Source organism: Elioraea sp. (assembly GCF_051860475.1).
Taxonomy (GTDB): domain Bacteria; phylum Pseudomonadota; class Alphaproteobacteria; order Acetobacterales; family Acetobacteraceae; genus Elioraea.
Genome location: NZ_JBHYDW010000122.1, coordinates 1 through 13,738 on the forward strand (window position 1 = coordinate 1; position 13,738 = coordinate 13,738).

Annotated in this window: 19 protein-coding genes; 3 read left to right on the top strand and 16 right to left on the bottom strand. The window is 70.1% G+C overall.

Annotated elements, in window-relative coordinates; genetic code table 11:
* Positions 1–333: hypothetical protein (locus ACTIFU_RS17925; RefSeq protein ID WP_439579687.1), on the top strand; the 333-nt coding region annotated here is incomplete at its 5' end.
* Positions 334–338: 5 nt separating this feature from the next.
* Positions 339–539: a hypothetical protein gene (locus ACTIFU_RS17930; protein ID WP_439579688.1), complete on the top strand. Its 201-nt coding sequence runs from the start codon at positions 339–341 to the stop codon at positions 537–539.
* A gap of 228 nt (positions 540–767) precedes the next feature.
* Here the strand turns inward: ACTIFU_RS17930 and ACTIFU_RS17935 are convergent, their stop codons facing one another.
* The 16 genes from ACTIFU_RS17935 to ACTIFU_RS18010 form a co-directional block, all read right to left on the bottom strand.
* Positions 768–1,379 (bottom strand): hypothetical protein, encoded by a 612-nt coding sequence (locus ACTIFU_RS17935; protein WP_439579689.1) that lies wholly within the window; start codon positions 1,377–1,379, stop codon positions 768–770.
* A 476-nt stretch (positions 1,380–1,855) separates the two neighbouring features.
* Entirely contained in the window at positions 1,856–2,440 is a 585-nt protein-coding gene (locus tag ACTIFU_RS17940) for a DUF6456 domain-containing protein (RefSeq protein WP_439579690.1), read from the bottom strand.
* Positions 2,430–2,648, bottom strand: a complete 219-nt coding sequence (locus tag ACTIFU_RS17945) for a hypothetical protein (RefSeq protein WP_439579691.1) — start codon at positions 2,646–2,648, stop codon at positions 2,430–2,432. Before ACTIFU_RS17945 ends, ACTIFU_RS17940 begins: the two co-directional genes overlap by 11 nt.
* Entirely contained in the window at positions 2,648–3,193 is a 546-nt protein-coding gene (locus ACTIFU_RS17950; protein ID WP_439579692.1) for a hypothetical protein, read from the bottom strand. The genes ACTIFU_RS17945 and ACTIFU_RS17950 overlap by 1 nt, the downstream gene beginning before the upstream one ends.
* A 413-nt stretch (positions 3,194–3,606) precedes the next feature.
* Entirely contained in the window at positions 3,607–5,919 is a 2,313-nt protein-coding gene (locus ACTIFU_RS17955) for an AAA family ATPase (protein ID WP_439579693.1), read from the bottom strand.
* A complete protein-coding gene (locus ACTIFU_RS17960; protein WP_439579694.1) occupies positions 5,880–6,647 on the bottom strand; it encodes a hypothetical protein in 768 nt (255 codons plus the stop codon). Before ACTIFU_RS17960 ends, ACTIFU_RS17955 begins: the two co-directional genes overlap by 40 nt.
* Positions 6,647–7,015 carry a DUF6511 domain-containing protein gene (locus ACTIFU_RS17965; protein ID WP_439579695.1) on the bottom strand — a complete coding sequence of 123 codons (369 nt, stop codon included), beginning with the start codon at positions 7,013–7,015 and terminating at the stop codon, positions 6,647–6,649. The genes ACTIFU_RS17960 and ACTIFU_RS17965 overlap by 1 nt, the downstream gene beginning before the upstream one ends.
* Positions 7,016–7,018: 3 nt before the next feature.
* Positions 7,019–8,692: a DEAD/DEAH box helicase gene (locus tag ACTIFU_RS17970; RefSeq protein ID WP_439579696.1), complete on the bottom strand. Its 1,674-nt coding sequence runs from the start codon at positions 8,690–8,692 to the stop codon at positions 7,019–7,021.
* A gap of 18 nt (positions 8,693–8,710) precedes the next feature.
* Positions 8,711–9,421 (bottom strand): hypothetical protein, encoded by a 711-nt coding sequence (locus tag ACTIFU_RS17975; RefSeq protein WP_439579697.1) that lies wholly within the window; start codon positions 9,419–9,421, stop codon positions 8,711–8,713.
* A 15-nt stretch (positions 9,422–9,436) separates the two neighbouring features.
* Positions 9,437–10,324 (bottom strand): ATP-binding protein, encoded by an 888-nt coding sequence (locus tag ACTIFU_RS17980; RefSeq protein WP_439579698.1) that lies wholly within the window; start codon positions 10,322–10,324, stop codon positions 9,437–9,439.
* The gene (locus ACTIFU_RS17985; RefSeq protein ID WP_439579699.1) at positions 10,324–10,536 is read right to left on the bottom strand and encodes a hypothetical protein; all 213 of its coding nucleotides are present in this window, start codon (positions 10,534–10,536) and stop codon (positions 10,324–10,326) included. Before ACTIFU_RS17985 ends, ACTIFU_RS17980 begins: the two co-directional genes overlap by 1 nt.
* Complete coding sequence (locus ACTIFU_RS17990; RefSeq protein ID WP_439579700.1) at positions 10,536–11,066, bottom strand: hypothetical protein; 531 nt, start codon at positions 11,064–11,066, stop codon at positions 10,536–10,538. The genes ACTIFU_RS17985 and ACTIFU_RS17990 overlap by 1 nt, the downstream gene beginning before the upstream one ends.
* Positions 11,063–11,431 (bottom strand): hypothetical protein, encoded by a 369-nt coding sequence (locus ACTIFU_RS17995; protein WP_439579701.1) that lies wholly within the window; start codon positions 11,429–11,431, stop codon positions 11,063–11,065. The genes ACTIFU_RS17990 and ACTIFU_RS17995 overlap by 4 nt, the downstream gene beginning before the upstream one ends.
* The gene (locus ACTIFU_RS18000) at positions 11,428–11,637 is read right to left on the bottom strand and encodes a helix-turn-helix transcriptional regulator (RefSeq protein ID WP_439579702.1); all 210 of its coding nucleotides are present in this window, start codon (positions 11,635–11,637) and stop codon (positions 11,428–11,430) included. The genes ACTIFU_RS17995 and ACTIFU_RS18000 overlap by 4 nt, the downstream gene beginning before the upstream one ends.
* A 280-nt stretch (positions 11,638–11,917) precedes the next feature.
* On the bottom strand, positions 11,918–12,130 hold the full coding sequence (locus ACTIFU_RS18005; RefSeq protein ID WP_439579703.1) for a hypothetical protein: 213 nt from the start codon (positions 12,128–12,130) through the stop codon (positions 11,918–11,920).
* 270 nt (positions 12,131–12,400) lie between these two features.
* Complete coding sequence (locus ACTIFU_RS18010; RefSeq protein ID WP_439579704.1) at positions 12,401–12,751, bottom strand: helix-turn-helix domain-containing protein; 351 nt, start codon at positions 12,749–12,751, stop codon at positions 12,401–12,403.
* Positions 12,752–13,214: 463 nt separating this feature from the next.
* Here ACTIFU_RS18010 and ACTIFU_RS18015 point away from each other — a divergent pair, with 463 nt between their 5' ends.
* Positions 13,215–13,721, top strand: a complete 507-nt coding sequence (locus ACTIFU_RS18015) for a DUF2924 domain-containing protein (RefSeq protein ID WP_439579705.1) — start codon at positions 13,215–13,217, stop codon at positions 13,719–13,721.
* The last annotated feature ends 17 nt before the right edge of the window (positions 13,722–13,738 follow it).

The window sequence follows — 13,738 nt, forward strand, 5'->3', positions numbered from 1 at the left end:
GCCGCCCGAGGCCTGATCCGCCGCATTCACGCCGCCGCTCGCGCATCGTGGGCGGCGGTGCTGCGTTCGACGAGAACGCACTGTTATGATCGCGCACTCAACTTGGCTCACGCGCGCACCAGCGCGAATGGTCGTCCCGTCACGACGATGGAGATGACCATGACGGACCGCACGAAGAACACGCCTCCCACCCCCGACACCGCCGAGGCTCTGGCAGCGATCGAGGCCCTGCTGCGATCGGTCGAGGACGGCTGGATCCCGGCGGCGCGCAAGGTCAAGGCGGCGCGGCGTGCGCTCGACGCCCTGCGCGCGCAGGCGTCGGGTCGGGAGTGACGGCGATGGCGAACCGCAGACCGGCCCTGACGCCCGCGGAGGATGGCATCCTGGCGGCGGCGATGGACGAGGCGCTCAGGCTCCGCCTGAGCGACGACCGCACCATCGAGCACGTCGCGACCGCGATCCTCGGCGAGGTCACCATCGACTACGCCACCGCGTGGCGTCTCGCATCGCGCGAGTTGGATCGGCGCTTCCCGCGCTGACTTGCCGACGAGATGGATCGGCTTCGCTTCGCCGGTGCCTGGCCGCGCCCGCTGCACGACAACGACGGCAACCGCGTCGGTCAGGCCGGGTTCATCAGCGACACCGCGGCTTAGCCCCCACAACGCAAAATGACCGCCACCCGTGGGCGGCGGTGGTGCGGTCGGCGAAGATTCGTTCTCGGGCCCGTGGGGAGGACTGACCGCCCCGAGAGCCAGGGACAGACGCGCTCAGGGAGGTTGCGACGGCGAGTACCCAGGATGCGCGTTGATCGCCGCGATCAGCTCCTGCACCTGGCTGCGCAAAAGCCGCTGGCCCCGCGACGCATGCAGGTTCAGCCGCGCCACGATCTCGTTGGCAGCCCCGTAAATCGCGGCCGCGGCAGCAGGGGCGGTGACGCTGCGCGCAAGCCCTCCCGCCCGGAACCAAACGGTCTCGCCAAGATAGGCTGCCGCCTCATCGATCTCATTGGGCGGCCGCTCATTCGCGAGATCGAAGCTGGCGTGCACCGCCTCGTGCACAACGACTGACCGCCAGCCGTCGTTCGGTTGGAAGTCGTACGCGCCGAAGGTGAAATGTCGGTTCGGGCCTCGGCTGTACGCTGCACCGAAATGCGGCCCGGTGGAGCCCACCCGGACACCGATGCGCCCCTCGCGCACGGCGGCGCCAACCCCACGCAGGCGCGCGCCAGAGACCACGAAGCCGTCGACCACGAAGTCGATCGCATCGATCCGCCGCCGTGGATAGGCCTCCTCCGGGTCGAGCACGCCGACGATCTGGGCTCGCAGGATCCAGAGCGGCACGTTCGGCCCGATGCAGACCCAGGGCACCGCCATCACCAAGCCTCCCTTCCTGGAGATGCGCGAACCCGCGCCGAAAGATCGGCAGCGGAGCCTGCATCCTAGCAGGTTGCCATCCCGAGATGCCTCATGGTGGCAACCTGGCGGGCACGGTTGCCAGGGGTCGCTGTTCGAGATCGGCGGATTTCCGCCGGTTTTGCGTTGGCAGTCGCTTCGGACCCTGGCAACTGGCAACCTCATTTTCGGCCTGGCGCTAGGCCGGTCCGGCGCGCCCGCCCCCGGCATAAGGAACGGCGCCAGAAGGAACCATGTTTTCTGCGGCTTTCCGAGCCGTCCGTTACGCTATCGTCTCTCGCCGCTCGTTCCGTATCCCCAAGTGTCCAAGGTTTCTGCGGCTTTCCGCCGACCGATCGTTTCCGATCCAACACGCGGGACTACGCTCATCCGTGTTCCGGACTCGATCCGATGGTCCGCAGGCGCATCTTCACCGAGTAGCGACAGGGTACGAGATGTGAGTTTCACTCGGCAACACGACATTCTTTCGCTCCGCTTCCTTCTTCTGCGCGCGTGACGCGACGCGTGAGTCTGTAGTGCGCGGCCAGCACGGCCAGCGCGGCGACGAGCATGCCCTGCGCCTGCGAGGTGGGGACGGGCCGGCCGCCCCAGCCCTGGCGCATCGCCCACTCGCGCACCGAGGCCTCGCAGCCGACCACGTGCCAGACACACGAGCCCGCCGGACTGCCGGCGCCGCCCAGCGCGGCGAGGGCACGGGCAACGCGCTGGCGTGCCGCCGCCTGGTGCTCGGTGACGCTGTCGCCGGTGCTGCCGGGCAGGCGGATCAGCGAGCGCGCCCGCAACGGATCGAGCGAGGCGATCCGGAACTGGGTGCGGAAGATCGAGCCGGCCTCGTGCATCTCCGGCGTGATGGTCGCGTTGCCCAGCATCTGGCCGAGCGTGTCGATCGTGCGCCGCACGGCGACGGGCGTGCCGGTCTCGGGATCGGCGATGCGCTGCGGCTCGGTCACCGCGCCGTGCTGCAGCCGCCACGTCGTCGGCTCGTCCAGACGCGCCGGGCGTGCGGCGTGCTTCTGCTTACGCGCCATGCCGACCTCCGCGCGCACCCCAGCGCCTGGTTGCTTCGTTGATGAGCGCCTGGCGCAGCCAGGGATCGGTGACGTCGTCGATCGCGAGCGAGACCACACCCTGCTCGCGCCAGACCCGCCGGCGTAGCGCATCGAGCTCCGCCGAGGTGGTCGGGCTCGTCGCACGATGCAGGCACGACCGCGGCGGCATCGGAGAACCGGGGAGCATCAGGCGTGCCCTCCCTGGCCTTCGGTGGCCCAGAGCAGCAGCGCGATCGCGTCGGCCTCGTTGTCGTCGACGGGAGCGAAGCCGCGGGCGCGGATGGCCGCGATCATCGCCGCCTTGTCGGCGTTACCCTTGCCAGTGGCGAAGCGCTTGATCGTGCCGACCGGGACACCCTCGTAGGGCACGGCGCGCTGCTCGCACCACGCGGTGAGGAGGCCGAGGAAACCGCCATAGATGTGTCCGGCGTCGGTTCCCGCATGGGCGCGCACTTCCTCGAACACCACACGCTCGAGGCCGTGGGCGAGCCAGGCGATCTCGCCAAGCCAGTGCTGGAAGCGCAGGTAGCGCATGCCGCCGCCTTCGAACCGGCTGGGCTTGAAGATCATGGTGCCAGAGGTGATGCCGCCGTCGCGCGAGCGCAGGGCCCAGCCGGTGGTGGTGCCGAGGTCGAGCGCAAGCACGGCGCGGTGCGCGAGGGCGACAGGGAGCGGCGCGATGATGCCGCCGCTTGCGTCGGGCGCGGGCGGAGTCAGAGTCGCGAGAGCCATGATGGTCTCCGAGAGGGGATGCTCGTGGTGAGGGCGGCGACGGCGCGGTTCTTGGCGGAGCTCGCCGTCGCTGCCCGGCTGGGTGGGGTGTGGTGGATCAGGCGGATCACGGACCCGCCCCCTACGCCCAGGGTGCGGTGTGCGCGCGCCGCTGAGGCGCGCACGCACACCCCCCGTAGGGGGGTGGCGCAAAACCGAAACTGCCAAACTGCTCCAAGTCATTGATTTGGCAGGGGAAAAAGCAGATTCGGGAGCAGTTTCGGCAGATTCGTTACGCGAAACTGCTTTCGCTCGCAACCCATTGATCTGATTGCGGAAAAACAGTTTGGCAGTTTCGACGTGGGGGCAGTTTCGGACCGAAATTGCCCAGATTCGGGAGCAGTTTCGGAATGCTGACGTACCGAGATCGGGCATCACGAAGCCTCCTCGGGATCGTGCAGCACCCAGACCTCGGGGTTCTCGACCTCCAGCAGCGCCTCGCTGCGCGGGCAGCGAAAATGGCTCGGCAATACGCGGACCATGACGGGAACGATCTCGCCGGTCTCTGGATCGACCGCGTCCTCGCCCGTGGCCAGGAGCATGTCCTGCACGACCAGGTAGCCATTCTTCGAGCTGGTGTAGGGGTGGCCGAGATCGCGCGCGTCGCGGCGGAACTTGATGTAGCCCTTGGTGGCGAGCACGCCGATCCGATCGCGGATGGTGTCCCTGCCGCCGAGGCCGCGCTTGTTCTCGAACTTCGCGGCGAACGCGTTGGTCGTGCAGAGACGCCCCGCTTCCGCCTCCTCGGCGATGAGCCGCAGGATGACGTCGTGGCGGCGCGCCCGCTCTGCATCGAGCTTGCGGCCGATCTGCTCGCGCACCAGCCGCTCGCCCTTCCGATCGAGCTCGATCCAGCGCCCGCCACGCTTGTCGATCAGCAGAGGCGCGAGGGCGGGGCCGTTGCGCAGCTCGAGATGGAGCTCGCGCTCGCTGCGTTCCTCGTCGGGGCGGAACAGGATCATCCCCGCGGTGTAGAAGCCGCGCAGCGCGCTCGCGCCGGAGAGCGAGAGGAACGGATCGTCCTTCACCTGCTGCTTGCTGAGCTTCTTGGTGTGGTGGGCGAGGATCACACCCGCCTCGGGGGCGATCATGTCGCGCAGGGCCTCGACGCGGCTCTGCAGGAAGAACAGCATCGCGGCGTTGTCGTTCTCGCCCTCGCCGCCGGGGCCACCGTCGAACAGGTTGCGGATCGGATCGATACAGATCACGTCCGGGCCCGTGTCGGGGAAGGCCTGGCGGATCGCGGCAGCGACCAGTGCCACGCCCTGCTCGTCGAGCAGCAGCCGGAGCTTCGGCGTCACGACGAGGGTGTCGCGGGCACGCGCGATCACCGCGGGGTCGAGCCGGAGCTGCTGCAGCCGCTCGCGCAGGTAGTGGTACTGGATCTCCGCCTGCAGATAGAACACGCGGAGCGCCCTGGGCGCGGTGAAGCGCAGGAACGGTGCGCCGGCGGCGGCGTGCACAAGCAGGTTGATCAGGAAGTCGGATTTGCCGACCTTGGGCGCGCCGCCCAGCACCAGCATGCCGCCGGGCGTGAGCACGCGCGGTCCGATCAGGTCGTCGGGCATCGGCGAGGTGTCGTCGAGCAGGGCGCCGAGCGTGTGGGCGGGGACGCTGGCCACAGGGGCGTCGGCGCGCAGCAGCGGCGGGCCGTTGCGCTCGAGATGCAGCGCCCAGAGTCGCTCGGCCTCCGCGCGCAGCCGCTCGACCGACCAGGGCGGGCGCAGGCAGCCAGCGTTGTAGCCGCAGATCGCCTCCCAGCCCTCCTCGGCGCTGATGCGTCCGTCATGCACCATGCGCACGAAGTGGCCGATCGCCGCACTGGCACCCTGGAAGCGCGTCCAGCCGTCCTGCGCGCCCTCGCGCACCGGCGTGGTGAGCACGGCATCGAGGCTCGGCCGGTCGCGCAGCGGCGTCGCCGCGCTGGCCGGATCGATGCCGGGCATGGCGGGCATCACCGCGACCGCCTCGGCGAACTCGGCGAGATCGACCTCGCGGCGCGGATCGCAGCTGCGGATGGCGACGAGCCGCGCCGCGCCGTGCTTGCGGTACACCGTGCCAGGCACGCGGATCGGCTGGTGCGCGGAGCGGAAATGCGGATCGGCGCCGACCTTGTCGGCGATCTCGCCGCGCAACGCCGCGACGCGCGCGACGTCGTGCCCCTCGGCCGGCTCGGTCAGCCGCCACCACGCGTGCAGCTTGGCCACGCCCTCCGCGGTGCGCCCGCCGCTCTCGACCAGCAGGCTCGGCGCGCCGAGATGCCGGACCAGGTGATCCAGCTTGGCCGCGATGTCGCCGGCGTCGAGATCGACCACCACGGTCTGGATCTGCTGCACGTGCTCGGCGCGCGCCTGGCCGTGCTCGGCGACGGTGCCGGGGATGACGTAGACCGCGCAGCCCTCGCGCGCCGCCCAGCTGGCATAGGTCGCGAGCAGCTGCGGCGCCGAGGTGTCGGCAGGGATCCAGATGTTGTGCGGCCGCGTGTCCAGCCCCTGGCCCTGGTCGACGAAACCGCGGACCGGGATCAGTCCCTCGCAGTAGCCGAACACCACGTCGAGGAAGAGCGCGATCGCGGCGATGTCGACCGCGGCCGGAGCAGGCTCGTCGTCTTCCAGGATCGCCGCGTCGTTGAAGTCGCCCCAGGGCGTCATCCCGGCAGGCCCCAGCACCGCTGCGCCCAGGCGCACTGGCGGCAGTCCTGATGGTCACGCGAGAGCGCCACGCGCGGCAGCAGATCGCCCGCCTCGCAGGCGCGCAGCACCCGCACCGCGCGATCGCTCATGCGCTGCGCGAGTGCGGCATCGAACGGCACCAGCTCGTGGTGCAGCTCGGCCGTGTCCTTGTTGATGGCGGTGAACAGCGTCGGATGGTCGGCCACGCCCGGCACGGCCGCATCCATATAGGCCTGGTAGACCGCGATCTGCGCCGCGTAGACCGGCCTGGTGGCGAGCACGCCCTTGGCCGCGGTCTCGCGCCAGGTCCGCGCGTTCATGGTCTTGCACTCCCAGAGTGCCGGGAACGCGAGGCCGGGGATCGGCGGGCCGCCGGCGAGAATGCCGTCGACGTGGCCGCGGATGCGCCCGCCCGCGACCGAGAAGCCGAACTGCTCGCCATCCGGCTGGTTGCCGCGCCGTGTGTAGAGCGCGAACCCGGCAGCGCGCAGCCAGGCAACCGCGAGGTCCTCCAGCGCATGACCGATTGCGAAGATGCGCAAGGTGCGGCCCTCGAACCCCGCGCCGACGTCCTTCGGCGCATCGAGGAACTCGAACTGCAACGCCCGCTCGCAGGCATGACCGAGCCGCGAGCCGCCGAGATAGGCGCGCGGTGCGCTCGCCGCATGCTGCGCCTCGAGTCCCGCGTCGATCGCCGCGTTCACGTGCAGGGCCGTGGCGCTGCGGCTGTTGAAGTCCAACATCAGAAGGGCACCTCGTCCTGAACCGCTTTCTCGGCGAGCGCACGCATGGCGTCCTGGAAGGCGTCCACCGCGACCTCGATCAGCGTCAGCACCTGCGGCTCGGTGAGATCCTGGAGCCGCGTGCCCCAGCCGATCTCGCCCATCACCTCGGCGAGCGGACGCACCGCCGCGCGGATCGCCGCGCGCTCCTGCTCGGTCAGGTCAACCACGCCCGGGGCACTCCGCGCCGCGAGCCGCGTCCAGAGGTGCTGGCACGGCATGCCGCAGAACCACGCCGACGGTCGCGGTGGCACGCGGCGCGTCGGATCGAACCAGAGGAAGCCGCGCGCGGCACGGCGGCAGACGGCGCAGGGCGGTTCCGGGGCCATGCATCACGCTGCCTCCGGCAGGGCGCCGGCGCGTGCATGCCGCACCAGACTGCGGATGGCATTCCGGTTGAACCGGAACGTCAGCAGGGCCGAGGCCTGGTAGCGCGTCAACGAGAAGTCGCTGCGGTACTCCGGCGGCAGGAAGGCGAGCTGGCGCTCGCTCGGCGGCTCACGCAGCCAGCGCCTGCTCTTGTGCGCGCTCTCGTCGGTCTCGTGCTCGTTCAGCCAGTCATCGGCGGCCGCCAGGCAAACCAGGCGCTCGCCGATCGCCAGCAGCTTCGTCGGCAGGTCCTTGCCGCCGCCGACCGCATGCCAGTCGCCGTCGAGGAAGAAGATCCCGCCCCAGGCATGGAAGCCGTTGGCGATCCGTGCCGCATCGTCGCCGAACAGGTCGCACCACTGGAAGCTCGACCGCCGCAACAGGTCGATCTCGGTCATGACGAAGTCCGAGAGCGGGCCCGCGCGGTCGCGCGGCTCGAACACATGGCCGCAGAGCGGGCACTCCATCGCCGAGATCGGGATCTCGGCCTCGCAGGACGGGCAGGTCTTGGTCGGCGCGGGGCCCTCGCCGGGCTCGCTATCGAGATCGACGTCCTGCTCCAGGCTGCCGTGAATGAGCGAGGACGTGCCGAAGTCCAGCACGATGCAGTCGCGCTTCACCACGCCCGGGAACTCGCCGGGATCGACCGTGCGCAGGCCGCGCCCGACCATCTGGATCATCGTCGACTTGAACGAGCTCGGCCGCAGCAGCACCACACAGGAGGTCGGCGGGTGATCCCAGCCCTCGGTGAGCACCGCGACGTTGACCACCACCTGCGCCTCGCCGGCGGCATAGGCGCGCAGCGCCGCGCGCCGCTCCGCCTCCGGCATCTCCCCCGTCACCAGCACCGCGGCCACGTTCGCCGCGTTGAACGCCGCGGTGACATGCCTTGCGTGCTCGACGGTCGAGCAGAACACCACGGTCTGGCGCTCGCCCGCCCGCTCGCGCCAATGCCGGATCACCGCCTCGGTGACCGGCGCGCGATCCATCACCTGCGCCACCTGGGTCATGTCGAAGTCGTCGCCGGCCCGGCGCACCGCGCGCAGCTCCTCCTGCACGCCCACGTCGATCACGAAGCTGCGCGGCGGCACCAGGTGGCCGGAGCGGATCAGCTCGCCGAGCCGGATCTGATCCGCCACGTTCGAGAACACCGCGCGCAGGCCGTGGCGGTCGCCGCGGTTCGGCGTCGCCGTGACGCCGAGCACCTGGCACCGGGGATTGCGCTCGAGCGCGCGGTCGATGATCCGACGGTAGCTGTCCGCGACCGCGTGATGCGCCTCGTCCACCACCAGGAGGTCGAGCGCCGGCATCGCATCCAGGTTGGCCGGTCGCGCCAGCGTCGGCACCATCGCGAAGGTGACCTGGCCGTCCCACCGCTTGGCCGACGCATCCACGACCGAGGTGGTGATCCCGGGCGCGACACGGCCGAACTTCGTCCGATTCTGGGCCGTCAGCTCGTCGCGATGCGCCAGCACCGCCGCCTTGGCCGCGCTCCCCGCCAGACGCTCCCGCACCACCGCGGACAGCATGATCGTCTTCCCCGACCCGGTCGGGGCGACGCCGAGCGTGTTGCCGTGGGTGTCGAGCGCAGCGAGGCTGCGCTCGACGAACAGCGTCTGGCGGGGTCGCAGCATCATGGCGCGAACGCTGCTCCCTCAGCGCGCCCAGCTCGGACGCGGATCCGCGCCCGCGGGCGGCGGGAACGCGGCCGGGGCGGCAGGCGGTGCGGCCGGTGGGAACGCGGCCTGCGGCGCCACCGGTGTCACGGGCGGGAACGAAGCGGGCGTCGCGGGTGCCGCCTGCGGGAACGCTCCAGGCACGACTGGCGGCGGATATCCCGGCTGCGGTGCGAACCCGGCCGGCACGGCGTGCCGCCCCATGAGCCGCGCGTACTCCTTGTGGTCGGGCGTCACCGCACCGCGGATCTCGTTCTTCTCCTCGCCGTTGGTGTCGGTGCCGATGTCGATGCGGGCGACGAACTCGAGACCGTCGAGCTCGGCGAAGCTGTTGATCCGCCGCGCCGCCTGCGCCTGCGGAGAGACGTCGCGGTTGGAGATGCCGCGCGCCGAGTTCAGCATGCCGCGGATCAGGCTGCGCCCCATGCCGGCCCAATCCGGTCCCTTCGGGCTGTAGAGCCCGATCAGGGTGAACACCTTGCGCTTGGCGTAGGGACCTTCGAGGACGGTGAACTCGCCGTTCAGGTAGACCGCGCCGCTGCTGCTGCGCGTCGCCAAGCCACCGGTCCAGCCCTGGCTCGGATCGTCGAACCCGCCGGGGCGGATCGAGAGATGCACCTTGGCGAGCGTGCCCTTCGGGATCAGGTTCGGGTTCTGCCGCGCGTCGTTGTAGTCGTTCCAGGCAGTCATCAACGTCTCCTCTGCTCAGGGGGTCTGGGTGGTCACGGGGATCGGCTGTGCCGGCGGAGGGGGCCCGAGCAGCAGCCGCTCCGCGATCGGGCGCACGGGCCCCGCGATCTTCGCGAACAGCCGGCCGAGATGCGGCGGTTCGAGCATGTCCAGGCGGCCGGAGCGGTCCTTCGCCGGATAGCCCCACGGGTTCAGCGTCTGGCACACGAGCATCCGCTGGGGCGCCGCCGACTCGCTGCCCGCAGGCTCCGGCTCGATCGCCGCCATGGTGATCACCTGATCGACGATGCCGGGCAGCTCGAGCCCGGTCTTGCTGCCGTCGATCTGCGGGCTGAACACGCGCCGATTGAAGTCGTCGAGACGCTCGTCGAGGATGCCGACGAAGATCACGTTGCGGCCGCGCGCGTGCTGCAGATGCGTCAGCCACGCGATCATCTCGCGCCCATGCAGGCCGTAGGCACCGCGGATATCCGGCTTGCCGGTGCGCTCGCTGAACGCCTCCGGCTGGCCGCGGCACCACTGGAAGCAGAGCCGCCCCGCCACGGTGATGCTGTCGACGAAGATCGTCGCGTACCGGCCGAGGCTCTCCGGATCGCCGTATTCCCGCACCACGCGCGCGTGCTGCGCGGTGGAGTAGGCCTGCTCGTCGCGCAGCGCCGGGTTCGGCCCGGCCAGGAACAGCGCGAGGTCGCGGCACTCCTCCCAGGTGCGCGGCCGGATCGACGCGCCGGGCCAGCCCTGCACCGCGAGATCGCCGGCCTCGAGGTCGATGAACAGCGTGGTCTCGTCAGGCATCGTCCACAGCAGCGAGGTCTTGCCGACCCCGCTCTTGCCGAAGATGCACGCCTTGATGCCGCGCGGCTCCGCCAGCCGCTCATCGGCCGTGATGATGCGCAGCGCCATCAGCGCGGCCCCTCGGTGAGCGGCGGGACCGGGCTGCTCTGCTCACCGTGCTCCGCGCCCGTCGGGTCCTTGCGGCCGACGAACAGCCTGTCGTCGGCGGGCAGTTCCCAGATCTGCGAGGTCTTGCCGATGCCGCGCTTGCCGTCGATGCGGACCTTGACGCCCCGCGGCCCGGCAACGCGCTCGTGGGCGGTGACGTTGCGCTCGATCATCAGTGTTCTCCCTGGGCAGTGAGCGCGTGCGGACTATCCCGGCGCTCGACTTCGGAAAGGATGCTCAGCCGGAAGCTGGGCTTGCCGGTGCGGACGGTGCGCGCGGGCTCGAACGCGCTGCGGATGCGCTCGGGCCAGGCGACGTAGGCGCGCTCGGAGACGCGGTAGCTGAGCTCGACGTACTCGGCCGGATCCTCGCCGCTCGCGCGGATGCGCTCGACCAGCGCGGCGAGCTGCGCCTGATCCCACTCGACCTTCTTCGGCAGCTCGGCGAGGATCTCGACCTCGCCGTCCTGCAGCCGGATCGTGCCGGTGTCCTTGCCGGCCGCGCGCCGTGCCTCGGCGGCACGGTCCGCGTAGCGCCGCGCGATCACGCCCTCGATCCAGTCCTGCGTCCGCTTCGCCGCATCGACCGCCTCGCGCGCATCCTTCTGCAACAGCGCCAGATGCTCCGCGGGCAAGGTGAGCAGGTCGCCAACGGCGGTGTGTCGGATGCTCTCCAGCGTCGGACGGTTGGACAATGCCGTCATGCGCAGCTCCTGTTCAGCGACGATGAGGGGGTATCGCGAGCCACCGGGATCGGCGACGTGCGCACGGGAACACCATGGATGCGCAGGGCCGCCCGCGGTCGGGCGATCACGAGGTATGCGCAGGCGCCCGCGGCGATGCGCTGCTGCACGAGATGGACGAGGTCGCGCTCGCAGAGCCGCCACGCCGCGCTGGCGAGCATGGCGAGCTCGCTCCGCTGCTCGGAGGACAGCGTCCGGTTGAAGGGGGAGAGGTCGCCCGCGAGGTGGCCCTCATGGTAGATCGCGCGTGCGCCCGGGGCGGCATCGACCAGCCAGTCGGTGAGGGCGTTGGCATCCGCCAGACGGCGAAGGATCGCGAGCCTCATGCGGGCACCTCCGCGGTGCTCGGAGGCGTGCGCAGCTGCGCGCGTTCGAACGCTTCGATGTCATCGAGCCGGTAGACGATCCGCCCGCCGAGCTTCAGGAACGCCGGACCCTGGCCGAGCCAACGCCAGCGCTCCAGCGTGCGCGGGCTCAGGTGCCACCGGCGCGCGAGCTGCACCTGGTTCAGATGCGCCGGGCGGTCCGTCATCGCCGGACCTCCGCAGCGTTAAGCGGCAATGTGCGGCCGCCCGCCGACTGCGGATCACCACACGAAAAAGGAGCCCAACCGCACTCGGCGTGAGTCGGTCGCAGGGCGTCGCCGCATGAGCGAAGCACAGCGCGAAGCATCACCACAGAAGCCACGGCCAGCTTGCCGCTGGACCGCGTCCCTGCCCGTGAGCTTCGGAATCACACCGATAGCGGTTGGGCGTTCGTCGTTGCTACCAGGGCGTCCCAATCACAGGGATCACCCACACGTCGGAGCCTGACTAGGTCAGGGCCTCCTCGGGAATCACGAACCGCTCTGACTTGCCGGCGCGGATCATCACGAAGCGCCGCTTGTTCGGTCCGGTCTCACACGAAATGCTGTACTCGAAGAAGCCGTGACGCAGGCCGTCGCGCAGCAATTCCTGCAGCCTGGCGCACATCGCGCTGAATGGGTCGAGCGCGATCGGCTCGGTGAACGTCGTCGGTGCGATCATGTTGGAACCTTCCTCCTGCGCCACCCGACCGGCGCGGCGCGCATGCCAGCAAACTCGGCGACGATTGTAAAGCCTCTCGTGCGCTCAACCGTCGGGCGTCAATGTGACAGAACATCGATACCGTGTGGCGCCGTCGGGATGGTGCCGATTTGCCACAGCTGCACGGTGCGTGCGTCAGGCCGAAGAGACGCGCAGGCCACCCTTCGATGCCGCGTGCGGCAGCGACGATCCATCAGTATGAGTCTCTTCGGTGTGGGGGATAGGGTGCGGTCAGGCCTTGGACACTCGGTGGGCCGCCTTGATAACCCGAACCAGCCGGTCCCGATCAAGCCTCTTCGTCAGCCGCAGCAAAGCCGCGGTTTCTGCCGGTCGACGGCGGATGATCTCGGACAGGTCCGAGGAGATCTTGCCCGCGCGCGCCAGCAGCACGTCCGGGTCGAGCTCGAGCACCCGGGCGATCTGCTTGATGTTCTCCTCGCCCGGTGGCGGCGCCTCGTCGCGCTCGACCTTGGACAGAAACGCCGGGCTGACCGCGAGCAGCGACGCCATCTCGCGCAGGCTGATCTCCCGCGCCTCGCGATAGCGACGAATCATCGCGCCGAACTTCTCTGCCGCCTTCATTCCCGGGTCCATGTGCTGACGTGCCCACGTAACGGCAGGCCAATGACGCGTCAAGGCGTGAACTCGCCGATGCTGGATCCTCTTGTCGAGAGGACTGCGCGTGCGATGCGACCATCGGCCTCATCGCCCTGTGGATCGTGCGCCAGTGAACTCGTTGCCGCAGCAACGCGTATTGGCACCTTTGTTTGCGCGCGGGCACGCTTGTCCGGCGCAGCGCGCTTCCGTGATCGATGTGGCATGGTCATCGTGGCGCCATGCCGAGGCCGACGGCGATCGCCGCGATCAACCACCATCTCCCGCCCCACCTGCGCGAGGTCTGTCAGATCCTGGCGCGCGGGATCGTGCGGCTCAGGAGCCGCAGCATCGCCGCGATCGACCCGGAGCCTCGGGAGTGCGGAGAGAGTTCGCTACCCGCGACTCCCCGCCAGCGCCGTCATGCGAACCCCGAAGAGACGGAGGACGCATGACGCGACGATCGAAGACCCCGGCGCCGCAGGCCGAGACGGCTGCACCGGTGTTCCCCGCCATCCCGCCGGCGCAGGTTCTGCCGCGGCTCGCGGCGCTGCAGACGGCGCCGATCGACGAGCTGAAGCAGCAGTGGCGCGCGCTGTTCGGCAAGGAGCCGCCGTCGTTCAACCGCGCCTACCTGCAGAGCCGGCTCGCCTACCGGATCCAGGAACTGGCCTATGGCGGTCTGAAGCCCGAGACGCGCGCCCGGCTCGAGGCGCTCGGCGAGCAGCTCGACGGCGGCAACGTGGTGCTGCGGCGGATCAGGGCGGACAGCCGCCCGCTGCCGGGGACGCGCCTGCTACGCGAGTGGCAAGGCATCGAGCATGTGGTGACGGTGCGCCTGGATGACTTCGAGTACGAGGGTCGACCGTATCGTTCCTTGTCGGCAATCGCGCGCCACATCACCGGCACGAGGTGGAACGGCTGGACCTTCTTCGGTCTGAAGGGGAGAGCGCCGTGAGCCGCCGCAAGCTCCCC

Bases quoted from the DNA above. Each gene is read 5' to 3' on its own strand.
- ACTIFU_RS17930 (WP_439579688.1), top strand. From the start codon at position 339: ATGGCGAACCGCAGACCGGCCCTGACGCCCGCGGAGGATGGCATCCTG.
- ACTIFU_RS17940 (WP_439579690.1), bottom strand. From the start codon at position 2,440: ATGGCGCGTAAGCAGAAGCACGCCGCACGCCCGGCGCGTCTGGACGAG.
- ACTIFU_RS17945 (WP_439579691.1), bottom strand. From the start codon at position 2,648: ATGCTCCCCGGTTCTCCGATGCCGCCGCGGTCGTGCCTGCATCGTGCG.
- ACTIFU_RS17950 (WP_439579692.1), bottom strand. From the start codon at position 3,193: ATGGCTCTCGCGACTCTGACTCCGCCCGCGCCCGACGCAAGCGGCGGC.
- ACTIFU_RS17960 (WP_439579694.1), bottom strand. From the start codon at position 6,647: ATGTTGGACTTCAACAGCCGCAGCGCCACGGCCCTGCACGTGAACGCG.
- ACTIFU_RS17965 (WP_439579695.1), bottom strand. From the start codon at position 7,015: ATGGCCCCGGAACCGCCCTGCGCCGTCTGCCGCCGTGCCGCGCGCGGC.
- ACTIFU_RS17970 (WP_439579696.1), bottom strand. From the start codon at position 8,692: ATGATGCTGCGACCCCGCCAGACGCTGTTCGTCGAGCGCAGCCTCGCT.
- ACTIFU_RS17975 (WP_439579697.1), bottom strand. From the start codon at position 9,421: ATGACTGCCTGGAACGACTACAACGACGCGCGGCAGAACCCGAACCTG.
- ACTIFU_RS17980 (WP_439579698.1), bottom strand. From the start codon at position 10,324: ATGGCGCTGCGCATCATCACGGCCGATGAGCGGCTGGCGGAGCCGCGC.
- ACTIFU_RS17985 (WP_439579699.1), bottom strand. From the start codon at position 10,536: ATGATCGAGCGCAACGTCACCGCCCACGAGCGCGTTGCCGGGCCGCGG.
- ACTIFU_RS17990 (WP_439579700.1), bottom strand. From the start codon at position 11,066: ATGACGGCATTGTCCAACCGTCCGACGCTGGAGAGCATCCGACACACC.
- ACTIFU_RS17995 (WP_439579701.1), bottom strand. From the start codon at position 11,431: ATGAGGCTCGCGATCCTTCGCCGTCTGGCGGATGCCAACGCCCTCACC.
- ACTIFU_RS18000 (WP_439579702.1), bottom strand. From the start codon at position 11,637: ATGACGGACCGCCCGGCGCATCTGAACCAGGTGCAGCTCGCGCGCCGG.
- ACTIFU_RS18005 (WP_439579703.1), bottom strand. From the start codon at position 12,130: ATGATCGCACCGACGACGTTCACCGAGCCGATCGCGCTCGACCCATTC.
- ACTIFU_RS18010 (WP_439579704.1), bottom strand. From the start codon at position 12,751: ATGAAGGCGGCAGAGAAGTTCGGCGCGATGATTCGTCGCTATCGCGAG.
- ACTIFU_RS18015 (WP_439579705.1), top strand. From the start codon at position 13,215: ATGACGCGACGATCGAAGACCCCGGCGCCGCAGGCCGAGACGGCTGCA.